Here is an 18,342-nt window from a genome sequence, read left to right as displayed (position 1 = left end):
GGCTATACCCCTTTATTGGCGTCCCAGATGCGGATATGAAGGCGGTCGCTGTAGGTGTAGCCGCGGGCCTTGCAGAAATCAATGACCGCCTCGGTGTTGGCTTCGATCTCGGCGCGGCTGCCGCCCATAGGCATGCAGTAGACCTGGAGCTGCGGCGCATGCGCGACGATTTCGTCGATCTCGTGCTCCATGTTTTCACCGATGGAGTCCCGGTCGATCGTGAACTTGAAGTAGGCCTCTTTCGCCTGCTGCGCAATGGGGACGAAGGCGTTCGGGCGTACCCGTTTCTCAAATGGCTCGCCGCTGTTGGAGAGTTTGACGGAGAGGGCGAATACACAGTCGCGGTAGACCGGGAAACGGTCAAAATCGACGGGCATCGCGCCGTTGGTCTCGAAGGTGACACGGTGGCCCCGGTCGACAAGATGGCGGACAAAGGCCGTGAAGACCTCGTTCTCGGCGTAGATCAGCGGCTCGCCGCCGGTCATAACGACATCGACTTTCGGCGGCAGGGTATAGCTGTTCATGATCGTAATGAGTTCGTCGGCATGCTCGATGCAGAGCCACTGCTCACCGAAATGCTGTTTGTTGACGGCGTAGACGGTGTCACAGCCCGTGACCGTCACCCCGTTCGCGGCGGTCTCGCTGCAGGCGAATCCCTCGCAGCGCATATTGCAGCCGCCGAAACGGAAAAAGAGCGACGGCACGCCCGTATAGCGCCCCTCGCCCTGGATGGAGTAGAAGTGTTCAACCAGGTAGAGCATCAGCCCCCCGTTTCGTAAAAGGCGCGCTTGGAGTGCTCGCCGTCCGGATCGCTCCAGCGGTTCTTCTCCGGTTTGTTCTTGACAACCTCTTTGAGGATCAGGGCCGCCGTTTTGATGTCGCCCCGCTTGACGGCGTCCTTGATGCTCATCGCCTCGTCGAAATAGAGGCAAGGAATCAGCTGTCCCTCGGCCGTGAGACGGATGCGGTTGCACTTTTTACAGAAATCGTCCTTGTGCGGTTCGATGATGCCGAACTCGTAGCCATCGCCGAGCTTGTAGTAGTGCGACGGGGAGTGGCCGTCAAAGCCCTCGTCCTTGTAGGCGTAGCGGCTGCCGATAATGCTGAGCAGCTCTTCGCTGTCAAGCCCTTTGACTTCATCATGGGCGTGAACGTTTTCCATGTACTCGATGAAGCGCACGACCATTCCCCGCGCTTTGCAGTAGTCTAGGATGTCGAGGATCTCGCCGTCATTGACCCCCTTCATCGGGACCATGTTCACTTTGACCTTGAGGCCGACTTTGAGCGCCTCGTCAATGCCCGCGAGAACCGGCCCCAGAACGTCTTTCTGGGCGATCCTCTCCGCCACCTCCGGCTTGAGGGAGTCGACGGAGACGTTCAGGCGGCGCAGCCCGGCATCATAAAGCTTCTGCGCCGCACCCTTGAGCAGGTAGGCGTTGGTTGTCATCGCCAGGTCGACATCGGGCTTGTAGTCATGGATCATCTTGATGAAGACGTCGAGATCTTCGCGCAGGAGCGGTTCGCCCCCGGTGATGCGGATCTTCTTGACCCCTTCGTCGATGGCCACCTTGATAAAGGCGAAAAGCTCCTCGAAACTGAGCAGCTTCTCTTTGGGGACCCAGGAGAAGGGTTTTTCCGGCATACAGTACTGACAGCGGAAATTGCAGCGCTCCGTTACCGAAACGCGGAGATAATCAACGGTCCTGTCAAACTTGTCTACCAGCAATGCCTACTCTTTTTCAAGGGACGTCCGAATCGCTCGGAATGTGCCTCATATTTTGATGTGTGGAAAGGTATCCTATCCATTAGAAAAGTGAAATTATAGCGGGAAGTTGATTGGAAAGGGTTGAGATGGGTTAAGTAACCGGGTGCGGCAGGGCCGCGGGCCCCGGCGTTAGTGCAGATCTTTCCAGATCTCTTTTTTCCAGAGATAGGATGCCGCCGCGAAGACGAGCAGGAAGATCATCACCTTGATACCGACGCTGTCGCGTTCGGCGTGCTTCGGATCGCCTGCCTCTACGAGGTACTCGATCACCTTCTCCGCACCGTCTTTGCTGACACCGACCCGCGGCATCGCCGTGCCGTGAAGCAGGTTCTGCGGGTTCTCGATAAAGGTCGAGATGTAGTGTTCACCGCGGGAACGGATGTACATGGAGAGATCCGGCGGGAGTTTACCCATATAGCCCATCAGGTTCGCGTTGTAATCCTCGACCTGTGTCAGGAAGACCAGTTCGTCGCGTTTTTTCTTGAAGGCCGGTTTCTCGCCGATCTGCGTCCAGTTCTCGTATTTGACGGCATGGCAGCGGCCGCAGGCCGTATCGAACGCCTGCTTCGGCGTGATCTGATCCGGCTTCGGTGCGATAGACTGCAGGTAGGCGACCATATCGGCAACCTCCTGGTCGATGTCCCCGCCGGCGCCGTAGAAGGCGACCATCGGGTGCATCTTGCCGCTCTCAGGCGTGAACTTGTGCTCGACCATCAACGCCTGCGTCGGGTTCTTGATCAGGGCCGCGAGGAACTTGGCAGCGTAAATGCCGCCCGCGTTGCTCAGGTCCGGCGGGTTGACGCCGTAGGCCGCACTGTTGTCGACCGGCGACATTGCCGCCGGGAAGCCCGCAGCTTCAATGCTGTGACAGCCGATACAGCCGCCCGCGCCCATGACCAGTTCCTGGCCGCGGGTAGCGTCGCCCGTTTTCTCAAGCGGCGGAAGATCATCATAGGAGAATCCTTCGCTTTCGACATGCGCATGCATCTGTGAATGGGCAAAAGGTTCAACCAGCCAATAGGTCACCAGGGTAAAGAAGATGACAACAGCTAAAATTTTAAATTCTTTCATCTACTTCTCCTTATACCCGTTTTTCATTTCTTGTAATGAACGGCAGGATCACCCACAGGGCGATAAAGCCGTATGCCGCTACTTCACCGATAAGGCTGTAGACGCCGACCGGCGGCAGCTTGCCCATCGCGGTCAGGATGATCAGGTCGACGACCATCGCCCAGAACCAGAAGAAGAAGAGGCCGCGGCGGCTAGCCGGCACGGCGTTCGGACTGCGGTCGAACCACGGCAGCAGGAAGAAAATCACCTGCGCAAACCCGAAGGCGACGAGGCCCGGGTCTTTCGGGAACGGACGCAGAATCTCATAACTCCAGAGGAAGTACCACTCCGGATAGATGTGCGGCGGTGTCTTCAGTCCGTCTGCCGGGTCGAAGTTGATCGGGTCCATCGCGAAACCGAAGTGCCAGAAGACCAGGTAGAAGAAGAAGATCAGGTAGATGCTCACGACGAACATATCCTTAGAAAGGAAGTCGTTCGCGAAGGCAATAACCTTGGACTCTTTCTTGTTGCCGGCTTTATACTTGGCTGCTTCTTCATCGAAATCGAACTCTTCGCCGTCTTGGTTATTGACGTGCGGGATGCGCAGGGCACCGAAGTGCAGGCCGATGACGCCCAGGATCGCCAGCGGGATCAGCAGGACGTGCAGCATAAAGAAGCGGTCCAGGAAGGCCTGACCCGGGACGTAGTCACCGCGGATCCATTCAACGAGGCCATTGAATTCCAGCGAACCGAGGCTGAAGAGGTTGGTAATAACCATACCCGCCCAGTAGCTCATCTGGCCCCACGGCAGCATGTAACCGCTGAACGCTTCGGCGGAGAACGCTACGAACAGAAGCATACCGGAGATCCAGATCATCTCCCGGCCTTTTTTGTACGAACCGTAGTAGATTCCCGTCAGCATGTGAATATAGATGATCAAAAAGACGACGGAAGCCGCAACGGCGTGAACGTGACGCCAGAGCCAGCCGAAATCCACTTCGCGCATGATCGTATAGTTGACACTGTCAAAGGCCGTGTCGACGTTTGGCTGATAGTACATCAGCAGGAAAATCCCTGATACGAGAAGGATGCCGAACGTAAACGCCAGGACCATCCCCATTGCCCAAAGAAAATTGATGTTTTTCGGAATCCAATACTCTTTTGAGAGTACGCGCTGCAGCGTATCAATCGCCAGGCGCTGGTTCAACCAGTCATGAACGCTGGTTGCTTTGGTAAAATGTGCCATTTCTCCCCCTCACTTACGCCAGCACGCCGGCTTCTTTCATTTTGCGATACGCTTCGCCCTCTTCACCCAATACGACCGTGTTGCCCTTCACGTTAAAGGGCGGGATCTCCATCGGGCTCGGCGGCGGGGCTTTCGTTTCGATGCCGCTGCTGTCGAATTCGCCCCCGTGGCAGGCACATTTAAAGTCCAGTTTCGCTTCGCGATAAGCCGGGATACATCCCAGGTGCGTACACAGCCCGATACAGATCAGGAAGCTGTCCCCGTTCACGACGATGTCGCGAGCCGTCTGCTCCGCGCTCTGCTTGGCGACCATCTCCGGTGTCTTTTTCAGTACGAAGATCGGCTTTCCACGCCATTTTTCGACCATCAGCTTATTTGGTTCAGCTGCGCTCAGATCGATTGTCGTAAAACCCGCGGCTTTGACGCTCGGAAGCGGGTCCCACGATTTTTTCATGGCATAAAGTGCTCCGACGGCGCCGACACCGGCCACCGCTCCGAAGACTTTACCCATAAAACCCCTACGGCTTTGCTCCATAGTTATGTCCTCTCTTATAAAATATTTCGCTCTATCTTATATAAAATAGGATTAAGTCAATATAAATCTAGATTTTGTTTAAGAAAGGTTGCCAGTTTTTCGCTATTTTTGGGGCATGCGTGATAGGTATGTGATTGCATTTCATTTAATGCTTCGGATAATGCAGACTTATTAAAACCGTGAATAACGGGAATGGTGAGTGATTCAAATAGTGGAATGAAATCGGTCGGGTAGTCTTCGCGCTGCAGGTAGATCGGCTTGCCGCCGGCGGCCAGATGCTCCAGTACTGCCTGCGGTGAGGAGGTTACCAGGCATTCGCTGCCGGCGACCACGGCATCGTACGCCTCTTCGTCATGCAGTGCCGAGAAACTGCCCTTGAGTTTCTCGCCGTAGCCGTAGAACCAGTAGAATCCTTCCAGCAGCTCCAGCTCCAGCCCGGCAAAGGTTTCAGCATTCGCCGCAAGGTCCTCTTCATAATCATCGTCGCCGAAGAAGAGAGCCCGCTTGATCGTTTTGGGCTTCGGCTCGAACCAGGCGTCGTCCACCGCGACCCCTTTGAAGATCCCTTCGCCTTCGAGGTAGGGGGAGACGAGCAGTTCATCGGGATGCTTCTGTTCGTTGGGGTCGTCGCTGATGCGGATAAAAGTCGAGAAGTAGCGGGTCATGTCGTCGAGCATGACCGGGTTGATCTCGGCGGAGTCGAAGATGATCTTGTCGCCGTTGTTCGCGATCTGGGGAATGTTGCGCACGACGTCAACGCCGACGGCACGCTTGATACCGTGTTCGCGGGCCATCGAGGCGATACGGAAATCGGAGGTCAGCAGGGTAATGTCGACGTCGCCCAGGGCGCGGATGATCGTCGCCGCACGGCGGAAACGGTCCAGGCCGATGCGGTGCCCGGTGTGTACATAATAAAAGAGTCTCATCCTGCCGCCTTTTTCTGTGCCATCTTGATATAGATATGTAGAATCTCGATCGCCGCCGGCGTCACCCCGCTGATCTGCGAGGCTGCCTGCAGGGTCGGCGGGTTGAAGGTTTTGAGCTTCTCGACGATCTCGTTGGAGAGCCCCTTGACGGAGGCAAAGTCGAACCCTTCCGGGATCTTGATGCTGATGTTCTTCTTCATCTTCTCGATCTCGTCGAGCTGCTTCTCGACGTAGCGGGCGTACTTCGCGTCGATCATGATCTGCTCCTGGATATAGGGGTCATACTTTTCCAGTTCCGGCAGCAGTTTCAGCATCTTCTCACGGGTGAAGCTTTTGCGGGCGATAAGCTGCTGGGCGCTGATCTTGTCCGTTACACGCTCCTCTTCGATGCTCTCGAGAAAGGCGAGGAACTCCTTGTTGGGTGTGTACTCCGTCGCGTTGATCAGGGCCATCCCCTCCTCGATCTGCAGCCGTTTCGCCTCGAACTTCTCAAAGGTCGCATCGTCGATGAGTCCCGCATCGTGGCCGTATTTGCCCAGGCGGATATCGGCAGTTTCTTCGCGCAGCAGCAGACGGTACTCGGCGCGGGAGGTGAACATGCGGTAGGGCTCCTTCGTTCCCTTGGTGACGAGGTCGTCGATCAGGACACCGATGTAGGCTTCGTCGCGGCCCAGTACCAGCGGCTCCCGCCCATCCAGCGAGAGCGCGGCGTTGATGCCGGCCATCAGCCCCTGGGCCGCCGCCTCTTCGTAGCCCGTCGTCCCGTTGATCTGCCCGGCGAGGAAAAGGTGGCTGACTTTCTTTGTCTCCAGGGAGTGCTTCAGCTCCGTCGGGTCAACGTAGTCGTACTCGATGGCATAGCCGTAGCGGACGATCTTCGCGTTCTCCATGCCGCGCACGGAGTGGACCATCGCCTGCTGAACGTCGGGCGGAAGCGACGTGCTCATCCCATTGATGTAGCACTCCGTATTCTCCTCCGTCTGCGGTTCGATGAAGAGGTGGTGACGCTCTTTGTCCCGGAAGCGGTTGATCTTGTCCTCGATGCTGGGGCAGTAGCGGGGGCCTATGCCCTCGATCTGGCCGGTGAAGAGCGGGGCGCGGTGGAAATTGCCTTCGATGATACCGTGCGTATCCTCGTTCGTGTAGGCGATGTAACAGGGGAGCTGCTGCTTCTCTTCGGCGAACGTCTCGCGGTCGGTCCGGAAACTGAAGGGGTTCGGCAGTTCGTCGCCGGGCTGCTGCTCCATCACGGAGAAATCGATCGTCTTGGAATCGACGCGGGGGCACGTGCCCGTTTTGAGGCGGCCGACCTTGAGACCGAGGAGGCGCAGCGAATCGGAGAGGTTCTCCGCCGAGAACTCCCCGAAACGGCCCGCAGTCTGTTTCACCTCGCCGATATGTACCACCCCTTTGAGGAAGGTCCCCGTCGTGAGGACAACGCGTTTGGCGCGGTACTCGTTGAGCAGGTTCGTTCGCACGCCAGTCACCGTCTGCCCCTCGGCCAGCAGCGACTCGACGGTTTCCTGCAGCAGGTCAAGGTTCGGGGTGTTCAAAATGACGTTGCGCGCGGCGATGCGGTACTTGTCCATATCGATCTGCGCCCGGCTGCCGCGTACGGCGGGGCCTTTGGCGGCGTTGAGGATACGGTACTGGATCCCCGCCTCGTCAGTGAGCAGTCCCATTTCGCCGCCGAGGGCATCAAGTTCTCTGACCAGGTGCCCCTTCGCCAATCCGCCGACGGCCGGGTTGCATGACGTCGCCCCCACCTGTTCGGCCAGCATGGAGACCAGCAGGGTCTTCTTGCCCATGCGTGCCGCCGCAAGGGAGGCTTCGATACCGGCGTGACCGCCGCCGACGACGATAATATCGTATTCCAACACGTCTCTCTCCGCTATTCAGGTCTTTTCAACCTTTTAATAAATGGAATTATAGCGACTTCGGAGCCGATACCTCTGTCTAGCTGCTTCGTTTAAAACTAAATTGAGGATTGATCGGGTATAATGCGGGTCTTCAAAAAATGTAGACAGGTGGCCGAGCGGTTGAAGGCGCACGCCTGGAACGCGTGTAAGTGTAACAGCTTCGAGGGTTCGAATCCCTTCCTGTCTGCCATATCCATCACCTCTTTATTTTATCCCGCTTTGAACACACCATCACTCATAGAAACATTTTACGCCCTTCGGCACCTCTACAGTAGCATCGACCGTCAGAAGTTTTACTCCTCTTCATCTTCCGATGAATCCCGCGTCGGTTTATGCGTCTTCAGCCACGCCTCGATCATATCGCGTTCGCGGTCCGTATAGCCTCTTTTTTCATTGGGAAGCTCCTCTTCGGACTCCTCTTTTGCGGGTCTCTTTTTCCGCGGCACCGCCGCATCGTCATCATCATCATAGGGAACAGGGTTTCCCCTGCCGGCCGAAGCATCATCGTCATCATACTTCATCGTATTCCTCCGAGACTATATGTAGCAATCATAATCTATTTCAGATGAGGAAACAAGAGCAAATTGATGCCGTTCGGCGCGGGAGTGAAAACGAAAGCACCGGCCGCCGGCCGGAGAGGAGGCGTCTGCTACAGTTTACACATCTTCCAAAGCGTAGAAGTAGCGGTTCCGCCGGAGAGTTCGATGGTCGCGATACAGTTCGCGTCAGTGCCCTCGAGGTATTGAAAGACGAGATAGCGCACCCCTGCTATCTCCATTATTTTACCGTCAGCACTGACGCCCCACTCGCCGCCGCTGCCGGTCGATATCGTCCCGTTTTCGCTGAAGTAGAGCGTCTCCGACGGCGCCGTATTGCCCGAATAACCCGAAATCGTCCAGGTCCCCACGACGACGAAGTTATAGTTGAGCAGGTTCCCGAATTTGACCGTCGGGCCGTAATAGTAGCCCGACGTCGACACATTGGCATCCTGATTCTGCAGCGTTTCATGGCAGAGCTTCAGGGTCTGGCCGTTGTCGGTCACCTCGTAGCAGTTCGGCTGCCCCTGATACCCCTGGCCCGTGGAGGTGTACTGGTGGGTCACCCCGTCATAATTGCCGACGGTGAGCGGGTTCCCGGTCGCGGCGACACCCCACTCCCAGTAGCTGCTGTAGCCGTCGGACCTGTTTTGCTGGAAACCGAACCCGTCCGCCAGAAAGCTGTAACCGTACTGGTAACGGTCATAAAAGACGATGCCGTCGGTGCGGTCCGTGTTGCTCTGGGAGTAGATGCTCCACACGTCCTCGGCCACCGTCTCCCCCGTCGCGCTCGGGAAGAGGACGCTGCTGCCGTAGCATCCGAAAGCGTTTTCGGAGTAGGAACCCGCCGGGCAGTTGTTTGCCGGCGTCGTCGGCAGGTCGATGGTATTGTTATCCTGCGTCTGCACATCTTCGACCGGTCCGCATCCGCTCAGCAGGGCAAAAAACGCCGCCGTTGCCATGATCAAGGTATGTCGTTTCTTCATGCTTCCATTATACCCTTTGAAGTTAAACCCTTTATGGCTTTCGCGAACTCACAGCCGACTTTCTCTATAATGTCCCCAAAAACCGAAGGTGCCCCGGAAAAGGAGTCGTATTGCCCAAAATCAGCAAAGCCATCGCCAACCTCGATGACAGTGAACTGGGCGATAACCTTCTCTACTACGACTACCACGTCAAGCACCTGCTCTCCCTCGTCAAAAAGGGGCTCGGGCCCGACAGCGACGCCTTCATGAGCGCGTACCGCTCCTTTGAGGGCGAAGTCTTCGAAAACTACGCCTACGAGATGCTGCTGCGCTATGCCAAGCAGCACAAATTCATTAAGCAGTTCATCGTCAAAGGGCCCCACAAAAAACGTACGAAGGCCCAGCCCAACGCCCTCTCCGTCAACTGGAAGGGGCAGATCGTCTACCGCATCAAACGCAACGAGATCGGCGAATTCGATGCGATGTTCTTTACGGAGAAGGAGCTCTACTTCGTCGAGATGACCCTGGTGGGCTCGGTGACGAATCTGCGCAAGCGCATGCGGAAAAAACGCGCACTGCTGCAGACCCTCTTTCCCCACTACGACATCAAGGCCCTCCTGGTCCTGAATGAAGGGGTGACGGGGCTGAGCACCCTGCCCGAGTATGCGACGGCCTGGGTCACCAAACCCTACAGCGCCGCGAGCGTATTCGAGTGGCTCAAACAGGAGAAACGTCCTCGCCGCAAACCCTTCAAACGCATCAGCGGATCGCAGATCGTCGGAACGGAAGATCTCAAAATCCACCCGTTCCGCTACTACAACACCCTGGGGTGGGTGCTGAACAAAACGCGGATCAAAAACGGGGTGATCAATACCCAGTTCCTCTTCTCCAATACCGTGCAACGCTACCACGACCTTTTCGTCAAAATGTACATCGGCTACATGGAACCCGACGCCTTCAAAGAGCGCTTCCCAAGCGTTGCCAATCCGAACGACGCCCGGGCCTATATCGCGGTCGAAAAAGAGCACACCGGCGGCTATATCCTCAACTTTTTCCTCTCCCACAGCCGCAAGAACCTGGAGCTGATCACCGAGCGCAACGGCCGTCCCCACTCCGTCAAGAAAGATCCCTACGGTGTCACCGTGACGGAAATCGCCTATATCAGCAACGTCATCAAACCCCACCATGCCATGACCACTGCCCAGGTCGATACGGTGATCCGGAAACTCTCCAAACACCACGTGACGGAGTAGACTAGGCCGGATCGCCCCCGCCGTACACGATGCGGTTCCGTCCCGCTTTCTTCGCCCTGTAAAGCCCCTCGTCCGCCGCGGAAATACACTTGGAAATACTGTCCGCAGGCCCCGGCACCAGCGAACAGTAGCCGAAACTGAGGCTTACGCCGCGCACTGACTCCGCCGGGGGAGGCAGTTGCGGCATATTCCACACTTTCTCCTGGAGCCGTTTGACCAGGGCCAGGGCATCTTCATGCCCCGTATTGAAAAGAATGATGGCAAACTCTTCGCCGCCGTATCGCGCCACCAGATCCGACGCGCGCTTGATCTCGCTGCCGAGGATCTCGGCAATCGTATGGATCACGACGTCGCCGGCAGGGTGCCCGTAAGTGTCGTTGACCCGTTTAAAATTGTCGATGTCGCAGATGATGAGCGAAAGCGGGAGATGTTCGCGTACGCAGATCGACCAGTGCTCCGTCAGGTGCTCCTGGAACGAACGCCGGTTCGCGATACCGGTCAGTACATCCAGGCGGCTCAGGGCCTTCAAGCGCTCGTTCGCAGATTTAAGCGCCTTCTCCGCCGCTTCGCGGATGCGGATCTCCTCCTGGAGCTGTGTATTGGTCCAGCTCAGTTCGTCCGTGCGCTCCCGCACCTTTTCATCCAGGTGCCGGTTGAGTTCATCGAGCTCGGATGTGTAGTGGCGGATACGTTCAAACATCTGCTGCATCGACTCCTCGATCATCCGCACCTCTTCACAACACGCCTCGGGCATCGTACTCATATCGTCGGTTTTGGGATTGAAATTCTGGATCCACTCCAGCAAAACGTAGAGCGGCCGCATCGCATAATGCAAAATGACGATCAGCAGCATCAGAAGCACTCCCGCGACCAACACAAAACTGACGATGAACGTCCGCTGTTCATGCTCCGTCATCTGGAGGACCCGGCTGGCAAAAATGAATGTCACCTCCCCCAGTGCGCTTCCGCCCTGCGGGTCCGGCAGAACCTTTTTCAGACGGATCTCGGGACCTTCCGGCGGTTGCCGCACCTGCACGTCGATCGTCCCCGCCTGCTCCGTCCGGAGAACAATACGCACCAGGTCCGGGTTCTGCTCTACCAGCTCCGACATATATTGCCGGTTCTCCTCCCTCAGCTCAAATGCCGTGTTCACCGCCAGGACGGGAAGCACCGTGTCGGCGACGGTCTCGTACTTGCTCTGTTCAGCAGCGTTGAGTATGCCCTTGAGCTTGACTTCGTACTGATACTGCACCAGCAAGAAGAGTGCCAGGGCAAAGACGACCACCGTGCCAAGAATGCGGGCACGAACGCTAATCGACGCCTTCATCGTCTCCCCCTCGGGGGCTCCAGGAATTTGGAGATGCGTTTGAGCCCGCTGCTGAAGTGTATCCCCGCCTTCTTCGCCTGCGATAGGTTGAGGTAGGGACGCACACTCCGACCCACGTGCAGCGAGATGAGTACCCCGTTTTCAAGGTAGCGGTTCTCATAGGAGACCGTCAATTTGCGCTTCGCCGTCGCAAAAGAGACAGCACGCCAGACCTTAGGTTCTTCCGCGTTGAGCAGGAAAAGGAGCTCGCTGCGTGCACAGCGCTGTTCCAGGCTCCCGTACCGGCTTTTGACGATCCAGATCTGCTCGCCTTTCCACCCGTCGGGATAGGCGTCGTGGACCATGCCGGCAAAGGCATCGGCCACCTCCGCTTCCCCCTCGTCGTACACGACGCAGATCGCCAGGCGGCCTTCCACGTTATTCGTCACCCCCGTACTCATCCGTAAAAAACGCGGTACCAGCTTCGCCTGGGTCTCGAGCAGCACCGGTTCATACTGGTATGCCGCCAAGGCCAGCGGAAACAAAAGCGCCAAGGTGCACAGCCGTTTCAAAACCGGTACTCTGCCGTAATCAGAAAGTTTCTGCCCTCCCGGGGAAGCCCCTCGGGGTGGCGGGAGTAGTAGCTGGGATAACGCACATCGGCATCGGTAAGGTTTTTCATGCTGATCATCAGGCTCCAGTGCGCCGGGCTGACATAGGCCAGCGTCGTATCCAGCGTCAGGTAGGGCGAAAGGTTCGATGACCCTGCCCGTGCCTCAAACTCGCGGTTATAGGGATGTTCGCCGATGTATTTGGCCAAAAGGGAGAGCGAAAAGAGCGGCGTCATGTAGTGGACGTAATACCCCTTCGCCATCCAGAGTGCCGCCGTCGGCATCAGCTGCTCGATCCCGCTCCCGGCCGTCTGGTAGGTCGTGTGGGTATACGAGAGGCTCAGGTTCAAATGGTCCTGGGCCAGCAGCATCGCATCATAAGCCATTTCAAACCCGGCAGAGCTGCGCGACGGCCAGTTCCTGTAGCCACCTTCGGCCGGTTTGTCATCAATGTCGAGGACATCACGCTGCAGCGCATAATAGCTGTTGAACTGCAGACGTTGACTGGTGTCCTGTTTAAAAATGGCGATCGCTTCGAACGTCTCCGTCGTTTCCGCAGTCAGACTCGGGTTTCCCGCACGGGTGCCGTCGCCAGGACCGTATTCGACCGAATACTGCTCGACCCACGAGGGGACACGGAACGCATGGCCGTAATTGAGCTTGAACTGCCAGCGGTCATCCGGCGTATAGAGGGCGCCGACCTGCAGACTCGGATAGAAGCGTTTCTCCTTGGCATAATAGTCCCCCCGCGCGGCGAGCAGCAAACCGATTTTCCTGCTGACATCCCAACTGTCCCGTAGATAAAGGGCAAGGTTGTCGCGCCGTAATCCCTCTTCAACGACGGGACGGTCGCCGTAGGGGGTAATCGTGTCGCTGATCTCGTTGCTGCGCTCCTGGATGCGCTGCCACAGCACACCGGCTTCGATGGCATTTCCCTCAACAGCCCCGCTCTTCAGACGGCTTTCGACCCGAAACTTGTCCTCGCTTTCGTTCACGCTGAAGCGGTAGGGGACCCAGACCCCGGCATCCGGGTCATGATAATAATCCTGGGCCTCGACATCAAGGTCGTAGAAACTGTACGCGAGCGTCGTATGAAGCGTCGTAGCACTGCCCACCGGCGCTTCGTACCCCCCTTCGGCCAAAAAGTACCGCTCGATATTGCGGGGATCGGTGTCAAGCTCCAGGTGTTCGTTCCACCCGTAATAATTCCCGCTCTCTCTGCTTTTCAGTCGGCTCTTCAGGCTCCATCCCCCGTGCTGAAGATGCATCCCGATACTGTAGTCGTTCAGACGCTCATTGCTTTCAGAGGCACGAAGAAACGGGACGGCCCCGCTCCCCGGATCATAGATGTAGTCTGGCACAAAGTCGTTACCGGCATAGAGAAATTTGTCCGAACGCTGCAGGTAGACATCCGCCTGCAACGACGTCTCCGCCCCCAAAGGCGCGAAGATGCGCCCGCCGCCCATACGGTAAGCATAACTCCCGCCGCCGAAAAAAAGGCCGCTGCCGTCCGCTGCGCTGTGGCGCGTCGTCACGCTGATCACCCCGTTGAAGGCCCCGCTGCCGAAATAGGCGGATGCCGGTCCCCGAAGTACTTCGATCCGCTCGATGATCCCCACGGGCAGCTCCAGGAACGTGGCGGTGTTTGACAGGAAAGCGGTTTCGATGGGAACGCCGTCGAGTATCAGGCGCGTTTTGTCGAAGGTAAAAGTGTTGGGATTGTCGAGCCCCCGCACGATCACTTTTTTAACCCCGAACTGGCTGATACTCGTCTCTACGCCGGGGATGATCGAAAGGGCCTCGAAGAGCGTGTTCACCCCGAGCCGGAACAGCTGGTCATGTTCGAGGACCGAGACGACAGAGGTAGTGTAGTCGAGGTTCAACCCCGCCGATGCAACCCCGCGGTTCGCTTCTTCCAGCAATGTCGCCAGATCGTCGCTGCCCGTCCCGGAAGCCATAAGCATCAGGGGGAAGGCGCATCCCAACACTGTTCCCAGTTTCACGTAACACCCTCAATACGATATAACATAATCCTATACTATAGGAGAACGTCTGAGGGGATTGTTAAATTCTGCGACTATATTTATAGGGTATTAAAGGCCCGGTCGCCGGCATCGCCCAGGCCGGGAAGGATGAATTTGTCCGCACTAAGCCCCCTGTCGATCTGCGCGACGAAGAGGGACAGCTCCGGATGAACATCCGTGACCTTCTCCACCCCTTCGGGGGAAGCGATGATATGCAGCGACGTGATCCGTGCGGGCTCCTTTTGCTGCAACAGCGTCACGGCATCGCTAAGCGAACCGCCCGTCGCGACCATCGGGTCGACGATCACGACATGCCTGCCGCGGCATTCGGGTACACGGTCGTAATAGAGCTTCGCTTCATGCGTCGCCTCGTCCCGTTTCATCGCCAGGAAACCGGCCGAGGCTTTTGGGAAAAGTTCCATAACGGCATCGAGCATCGGCAGCCCCGCGCGCAGGATTGTCACAAAAACAATCTCCGACTCATCCACAAGGGCATACGCGCGCTCTCCCTGCCAGGTGCGCAGCAGCACAGGCTTCAGATCATGCTCCCCAAGCGCCGCGTTCGCCAGCAACAGCGTCAGCTGTTTTACCAGGCGTCGGAACTGCTCTGCATCGGTTGTCCCGTCACGCAGCCGGTTGATGAGATGGGTTGTCAAAGGGGAATGGAGTGCATGAGTCATGGAAGCTCCTCGAAAGAAGGATCATCAATTGTACAGAAGATTGTCTAAAAGGGGAAAAAAGAGAATCGGGGCCGTAGCCCCGGAAGATTACAGGGCCGCTTTGGCCTGTGCAGCGACGGCGGAGAAAGCCGCAGCGTCGTTCATCGCCATATCGGCAAGAATTTTACGGTCAAGCTCGATGCCTGCTTTTTTCAGACCGTTCATGAACGTAGAGTAGTTCATATCGTTGAGGCGGCATGCCGCGTTGATACGAACGATCCACAGTTTGCGGAAATCGCGTTTTTTCTGCTTGCGGTCACGGTAAGCATAGACGAGGCTGCGCTCGAGCTGCTCTTTCGCTTTGCGGAAGTGTTTGCGGCGACCGCTGTAGAAACCGCGTGCAAGTTTCAGTACTTTTTTGTGACGACGGCGTCTGACGACACCCGTTTTTACTCTTGGCATATTCTTTTCCTTTCTTTACCCGTTCATCTGTTTCACTGTTCCGGGTGCCGCTGTGCGGACTTGCCCAGCCTGAGCTGGAGAGTTATCTGTTGGATCGCTTACGCGATCATTTCTTTGACGGCTTTGGCATCTGTATTTGTCAGATACTTCGGCGTGTTCTGCTTACGGCGTGTACCGGCATCCTGTTTTGTCAGGATGTGGCTGCGAAACGCTGTACCGCGTTTGACTTTGCCGCTTTTCTTGACCTTGAAACGCTTGACAGCGCCCTTGACCGATTTCATCTTTGGCATCGTGCATCCTTTCTGTAATCTCGACATTTACACCTGCAGGTATAAAATGAGGACGCGATTATAGCGTAAAAAACGTTAAATTGGAATAGAGTGTCTGGAAGATGCCGGCGGCTGCCGGCGGCGGGGGAAGGATTATTTCTTCTTGTCGTCTTTTTTCGGCAGGACGAGCATGTTGTAGTAGCGCCCTTCCAGGCGCGGTTCTTTGTCCATGACACCGATATCCTCGACCATCGGCCACACCTTCAGCAGAACGTCCTTGGCCGCTTCGGGGTGGGCCATTTCACGACCGCGCAGGAAGACGCGGAATTTGACGTGCTTGCCCTCTTCGAGGAACTCGCGGGCGTGTTTGACCTTGTAGCCGACGTCGTTCTCGGCGATCTTGACGGAGAGCTTGATCTCCTTGACCTCAATCTTGACCTGCTTCTTCTTCGCCTCTTTTTTCTTCTTCTCTTCTTGGTACTTGAATTTGCCGTAATCCATGATCTTCGCAACCGGCGGTTTTGCCGTCGGGGAGATCAGAACAAGATCGAGTCCGAGCTCGTTTGCTTTGTCCATCGCGACATCTGTCGGGACGATGCCCAGTGCTTCTCCGCCGTCTACGACACAGCGTACCTCGTGAGCTCGGATGTCATCGTTCATGATGACGCGGTCTTGTTTTTTACTCAAAAATGTACCTCATTAATTTTTTTCTGGATCAGCCCCATGAACTCTGTTTCTGAGAGCTCATACTGCGTCCGTTCGCGGCGGTCGCGTACCGCCACTTTCTTGTTGGCCACCTCGTCGTCACCGATAACGATGATCATAGGCACCCGTCCTTTTTCCGCCGTACGGACCCGTTTGTTCAGGCTCTCGTTCTTGTCGAAGATCTCCGAATCGGCTCCGATGTCCATCAGGGCGTCCGACAGCTCCTTCGCGTAAGCGTTGTGCGTTTCGGCGATCGGGATGATCGCGACCTGCGTCGGCGCAACGAACATCGGGAATTCCCCAGCGTAATGCTCTGTCAATATACCAATAAATCGCTCAAATGAACCTAAAATCGCACGATGGATCATCACCGGCTGCACTTTGGCGTTGCCTTCACCGGTGTATTCGAGCTCGAAACGCTCCGGCAGGTTAAAGTCGAGCTGGACCGTTCCGCACTGCCATTCCCGGCCGATCGCATCGGTGATCTTGATGTCGATCTTCGGCCCGTAGAAGGCGCCGCCCCCCTCGTCGATCCCGTAAGAGAGGCTGTTGCGGTCCATCGCCGTTTTGAGTGCATTGGTCGCCGTTTCCCAGATCGCGTCGTCGCCGACGGCCTTCTCCGGCTTGGTGGAGATCATCATCTGATACTCAAACCCGAAGGTCTTCATGATCTTGTCGATGAAATCGACGATCTCGATGATCTGCTCCTCGATCTGCTCAGCCGTACAGAAAATGTGCGCATCATCCTGCGTGAACTCCCGGACACGGAAGAGCCCGTGAAGCGCCCCCGTCATCTCGTGACGGTGGACGACGCCGTACTCGAAGTACTTCAACGGCAGGTCGCGGTAAGAGTGCAAGTCGTGTTCATAGGCTTTGATGTGGCCGACGCAGTTCATCGGCTTGACACCAAACTCGATCTCGTCGATGTTGGTGAAATACATGTTCTCGCCGTAGTTCTGGTAGTGACCGGAGGTCTTCCAGAGATCCGAACGCAGCATCTCCGGGCCGCGGACCGGCTCGTACCCGCGCTTGCGATGTGCCTTGAAGAGCAGCCCCTCCAGGCGGGAACGCAGGCGTCCGCCGGCCGGAAGCCAGATCGGGAAGCCCGCGCCGACCTCTTCGCGGAAAGTGAAGAGTTTCATCTCGTTGCCGATCTTGCGGTGGTCGCGCTTCTCCGCCTCCGCCATACGGTCGAGGTAGGCTTTGAGGGTCTCTTTGTCCGCGAAAGCGACACCGTAGATACGGGTCAGCATCTCGTTCTTGCTGTCGCCGCCGCGGTAGGCCCCGGCGATCTTCGTCAGTTTGAAGTGACGGATATGGCGCACGCTCGGCAGGTGCGGACCGCGGCAGAGGTCCTCGAAATCGCCCTGCTTGTAGACGGAGACTTTTGTCTCCGGGATCCGTTTCAGGACATCGAGTTTCAGCTCGTCGTTCCCGAATTTGTGTTTCGCCTCTTCCATCGAGATCTCGTAGCGTTCGATGTCATACTTCTTCTTCGCCAGTCTGAGCATCTCTTTCTCGATATTCTTCAGGTCCGCTTCACCGATCTCTTCGTCGACTTTGAAGTCGTAATAGAATCCGTCTTTGACAACGGGACCAACGAAAAACTTGGCATTGGTGTAGAGCGAATTGATCGCCTGGGCCATCAGGTGCGCCGTTGAGTGGCGCAGCACTTCCAGGGCGTCATCCGAGTTGTCCAGTACGATCTCTTCCCCGCTGATTCCGAGGGCTTCGGCGGTTTGCAAATCAATGATATCGTCGTTGTGTTTGAGTGCAATAGCATCCATCAGTCTCTGTTCCTAACATTCATTTTGTCACGGGACACCCGAAGACGTCCGAAAATATTGGCGTGATTCTAGCGAATTTTCCTATGGAAACTAGTTAAAGGATCGGATAAAGAGTGGGATTTAATTTTGTTTGGAAGAATGGTGGCCCCAACAGGACTTGAACCTGTGACCACCACCATGTCAAGGTGGTGCTCTACCAACTGAGCTATGGGACCATCAGTTAAGAGGCCGAAATTATAGCCCCTCATACATTAGAAACTGCTTAAGAATAGCGCATGGTCTGTCGCCATTTCCCCCGCATCGTCAAAAGCGTTTGGACAACGG

At 56.6% G+C, this 18,342-nt stretch carries 18 protein-coding genes and 2 tRNA genes; 2 read left to right on the top strand and 18 right to left on the bottom strand.

The window, feature by feature from the left end; translation table 11 throughout:
• Window positions 1-2: 2 nt before the first annotated feature.
• The 7 genes from LOH54_RS01995 to mnmG all read right to left on the bottom strand — a co-directional run bounded on the left by LOH54_RS01995 (window position 3) and on the right by mnmG (window position 7,399).
• Window positions 3-761 (bottom strand): 7-carboxy-7-deazaguanine synthase QueE, encoded by a 759-nt coding sequence (locus LOH54_RS01995; protein WP_231020091.1) that lies wholly within the window; start codon window positions 759-761, stop codon window positions 3-5.
• The gene (gene moaA, locus LOH54_RS01990; protein ID WP_231020089.1) at window positions 761-1,726 is read right to left on the bottom strand and encodes a GTP 3',8-cyclase MoaA; all 966 of its coding nucleotides are present in this window, start codon (window positions 1,724-1,726) and stop codon (window positions 761-763) included. Before moaA ends, LOH54_RS01995 begins: the two co-directional genes overlap by 1 nt.
• A 168-nt stretch (window positions 1,727-1,894) precedes the next feature.
• On the bottom strand, window positions 1,895-2,836 hold the full coding sequence (locus tag LOH54_RS01985) for a c-type cytochrome (RefSeq protein ID WP_231020087.1): 942 nt from the start codon (window positions 2,834-2,836) through the stop codon (window positions 1,895-1,897).
• Window positions 2,837-2,846: 10 nt separating this feature from the next.
• Entirely contained in the window at window positions 2,847-4,061 is a 1,215-nt protein-coding gene (locus LOH54_RS01980; protein WP_231020085.1) for a cytochrome b, read from the bottom strand.
• A gap of 13 nt (window positions 4,062-4,074) precedes the next feature.
• Window positions 4,075-4,572 (bottom strand): ubiquinol-cytochrome c reductase iron-sulfur subunit, encoded by a 498-nt coding sequence (gene petA / locus LOH54_RS01975; RefSeq protein ID WP_231020083.1) that lies wholly within the window; start codon window positions 4,570-4,572, stop codon window positions 4,075-4,077.
• Window positions 4,573-4,652: 80 nt separating this feature from the next.
• On the bottom strand, window positions 4,653-5,522 hold the full coding sequence (locus LOH54_RS01970) for a hypothetical protein (protein WP_231020081.1): 870 nt from the start codon (window positions 5,520-5,522) through the stop codon (window positions 4,653-4,655).
• Entirely contained in the window at window positions 5,519-7,399 is a 1,881-nt protein-coding gene (gene mnmG, locus LOH54_RS01965; RefSeq protein ID WP_231021210.1) for a tRNA uridine-5-carboxymethylaminomethyl(34) synthesis enzyme MnmG, read from the bottom strand. The genes LOH54_RS01970 and mnmG overlap by 4 nt, the downstream gene beginning before the upstream one ends.
• Before the next feature lie 144 nt (window positions 7,400-7,543).
• Here mnmG and LOH54_RS01960 point away from each other — a divergent pair.
• Window positions 7,544-7,631 (top strand) — tRNA-Ser (locus LOH54_RS01960).
• A gap of 103 nt (window positions 7,632-7,734) precedes the next feature.
• On the opposite strand, the gene LOH54_RS01955 is transcribed toward LOH54_RS01960, so the two are convergent.
• Window positions 7,735-7,962 carry a hypothetical protein gene (locus LOH54_RS01955; RefSeq protein WP_231020079.1) on the bottom strand — a complete coding sequence of 76 codons (228 nt, stop codon included), beginning with the start codon at window positions 7,960-7,962 and terminating at the stop codon, window positions 7,735-7,737.
• A gap of 128 nt (window positions 7,963-8,090) precedes the next feature.
• On the bottom strand, window positions 8,091-8,963 hold the full coding sequence (locus LOH54_RS01950) for a hypothetical protein (RefSeq protein ID WP_231020078.1): 873 nt from the start codon (window positions 8,961-8,963) through the stop codon (window positions 8,091-8,093).
• A gap of 110 nt (window positions 8,964-9,073) precedes the next feature.
• Between LOH54_RS01950 and LOH54_RS01945 the strand changes: the two genes are divergently transcribed.
• Entirely contained in the window at window positions 9,074-10,195 is a 1,122-nt protein-coding gene (locus LOH54_RS01945; RefSeq protein WP_231020076.1) for a hypothetical protein, read from the top strand.
• A gap of 1 nt (window position 10,196) precedes the next feature.
• Here the strand turns inward: LOH54_RS01945 and LOH54_RS01940 are convergent, their stop codons facing one another.
• From LOH54_RS01940 to LOH54_RS01900, 9 genes are all read right to left on the bottom strand, one after another.
• Window positions 10,197-11,522 carry a GGDEF domain-containing protein gene (locus LOH54_RS01940; RefSeq protein WP_231020074.1) on the bottom strand — a complete coding sequence of 442 codons (1,326 nt, stop codon included), beginning with the start codon at window positions 11,520-11,522 and terminating at the stop codon, window positions 10,197-10,199.
• Window positions 11,519-12,055 (bottom strand): YfiR/HmsC family protein, encoded by a 537-nt coding sequence (locus LOH54_RS01935; protein WP_231020072.1) that lies wholly within the window; start codon window positions 12,053-12,055, stop codon window positions 11,519-11,521. Before LOH54_RS01935 ends, LOH54_RS01940 begins: the two co-directional genes overlap by 4 nt.
• A gap of 14 nt (window positions 12,056-12,069) precedes the next feature.
• Window positions 12,070-14,115, bottom strand: coding sequence for a TonB-dependent receptor plug domain-containing protein (locus LOH54_RS01930; protein WP_231020070.1), 2,046 nt, complete (start codon window positions 14,113-14,115; stop codon window positions 12,070-12,072).
• A gap of 80 nt (window positions 14,116-14,195) precedes the next feature.
• Window positions 14,196-14,816, bottom strand: a complete 621-nt coding sequence (gene upp / locus LOH54_RS01925) for a uracil phosphoribosyltransferase (RefSeq protein ID WP_231020068.1) — start codon at window positions 14,814-14,816, stop codon at window positions 14,196-14,198.
• 87 nt (window positions 14,817-14,903) lie between these two features.
• Window positions 14,904-15,257, bottom strand: coding sequence for a 50S ribosomal protein L20 (rplT, locus tag LOH54_RS01920; protein WP_231020066.1), 354 nt, complete (start codon window positions 15,255-15,257; stop codon window positions 14,904-14,906).
• 98 nt (window positions 15,258-15,355) lie between these two features.
• A complete protein-coding gene (rpmI, locus tag LOH54_RS01915; protein ID WP_231020065.1) occupies window positions 15,356-15,547 on the bottom strand; it encodes a 50S ribosomal protein L35 in 192 nt (63 codons plus the stop codon).
• A 132-nt stretch (window positions 15,548-15,679) separates the two neighbouring features.
• On the bottom strand, window positions 15,680-16,213 hold the full coding sequence (gene infC, locus LOH54_RS01910; protein ID WP_255707412.1) for a translation initiation factor IF-3: 534 nt from the start codon (window positions 16,211-16,213) through the stop codon (window positions 15,680-15,682).
• Entirely contained in the window at window positions 16,210-18,018 is a 1,809-nt protein-coding gene (thrS, locus tag LOH54_RS01905) for a threonine--tRNA ligase (protein ID WP_231020063.1), read from the bottom strand. The genes infC and thrS overlap by 4 nt, the downstream gene beginning before the upstream one ends.
• A 139-nt stretch (window positions 18,019-18,157) precedes the next feature.
• Window positions 18,158-18,233, bottom strand: a tRNA-Val gene (locus LOH54_RS01900).
• Window positions 18,234-18,342: the final 109 nt, after the last annotated feature.

The sequence above is a fragment of the Sulfurimonas sp. HSL-3221 genome (assembly GCF_021044585.1).
GTDB lineage: Bacteria > Campylobacterota > Campylobacteria > Campylobacterales > Sulfurimonadaceae > Thiomicrolovo > Thiomicrolovo sulfuroxydans.
The sequence above is the reverse complement of the archived record's forward strand: the minus strand, read 5'-3'. Positions and strand labels throughout refer to the sequence as shown.

Coding starts and splice junctions, on each gene's coding strand:
- LOH54_RS01995 (WP_231020091.1), bottom strand. CDS start 761: ATGCTCTACCTGGTTGAACACTTCTACTCCATCCAGGGCGAGGGGCGC.
- LOH54_RS01985 (WP_231020087.1), bottom strand. CDS start 2,836: ATGAAAGAATTTAAAATTTTAGCTGTTGTCATCTTCTTTACCCTGGTG.
- LOH54_RS01980 (WP_231020085.1), bottom strand. CDS start 4,061: ATGGCACATTTTACCAAAGCAACCAGCGTTCATGACTGGTTGAACCAG.
- petA (WP_231020083.1), bottom strand. CDS start 4,572: ATGGGTAAAGTCTTCGGAGCGGTGGCCGGTGTCGGCGCCGTCGGAGCA.
- LOH54_RS01970 (WP_231020081.1), bottom strand. CDS start 5,522: ATGAGACTCTTTTATTATGTACACACCGGGCACCGCATCGGCCTGGAC.
- LOH54_RS01955 (WP_231020079.1), bottom strand. CDS start 7,962: ATGAAGTATGATGACGATGATGCTTCGGCCGGCAGGGGAAACCCTGTT.
- LOH54_RS01950 (WP_231020078.1), bottom strand. CDS start 8,963: ATGAAGAAACGACATACCTTGATCATGGCAACGGCGGCGTTTTTTGCC.
- LOH54_RS01940 (WP_231020074.1), bottom strand. CDS start 11,522: ATGAAGGCGTCGATTAGCGTTCGTGCCCGCATTCTTGGCACGGTGGTC.
- upp (WP_231020068.1), bottom strand. CDS start 14,816: ATGACTCATGCACTCCATTCCCCTTTGACAACCCATCTCATCAACCGG.
- rplT (WP_231020066.1), bottom strand. CDS start 15,257: ATGCCAAGAGTAAAAACGGGTGTCGTCAGACGCCGTCGTCACAAAAAA.
- rpmI (WP_231020065.1), bottom strand. CDS start 15,547: ATGCCAAAGATGAAATCGGTCAAGGGCGCTGTCAAGCGTTTCAAGGTC.
- thrS (WP_231020063.1), bottom strand. CDS start 18,018: ATGGATGCTATTGCACTCAAACACAACGACGATATCATTGATTTGCAA.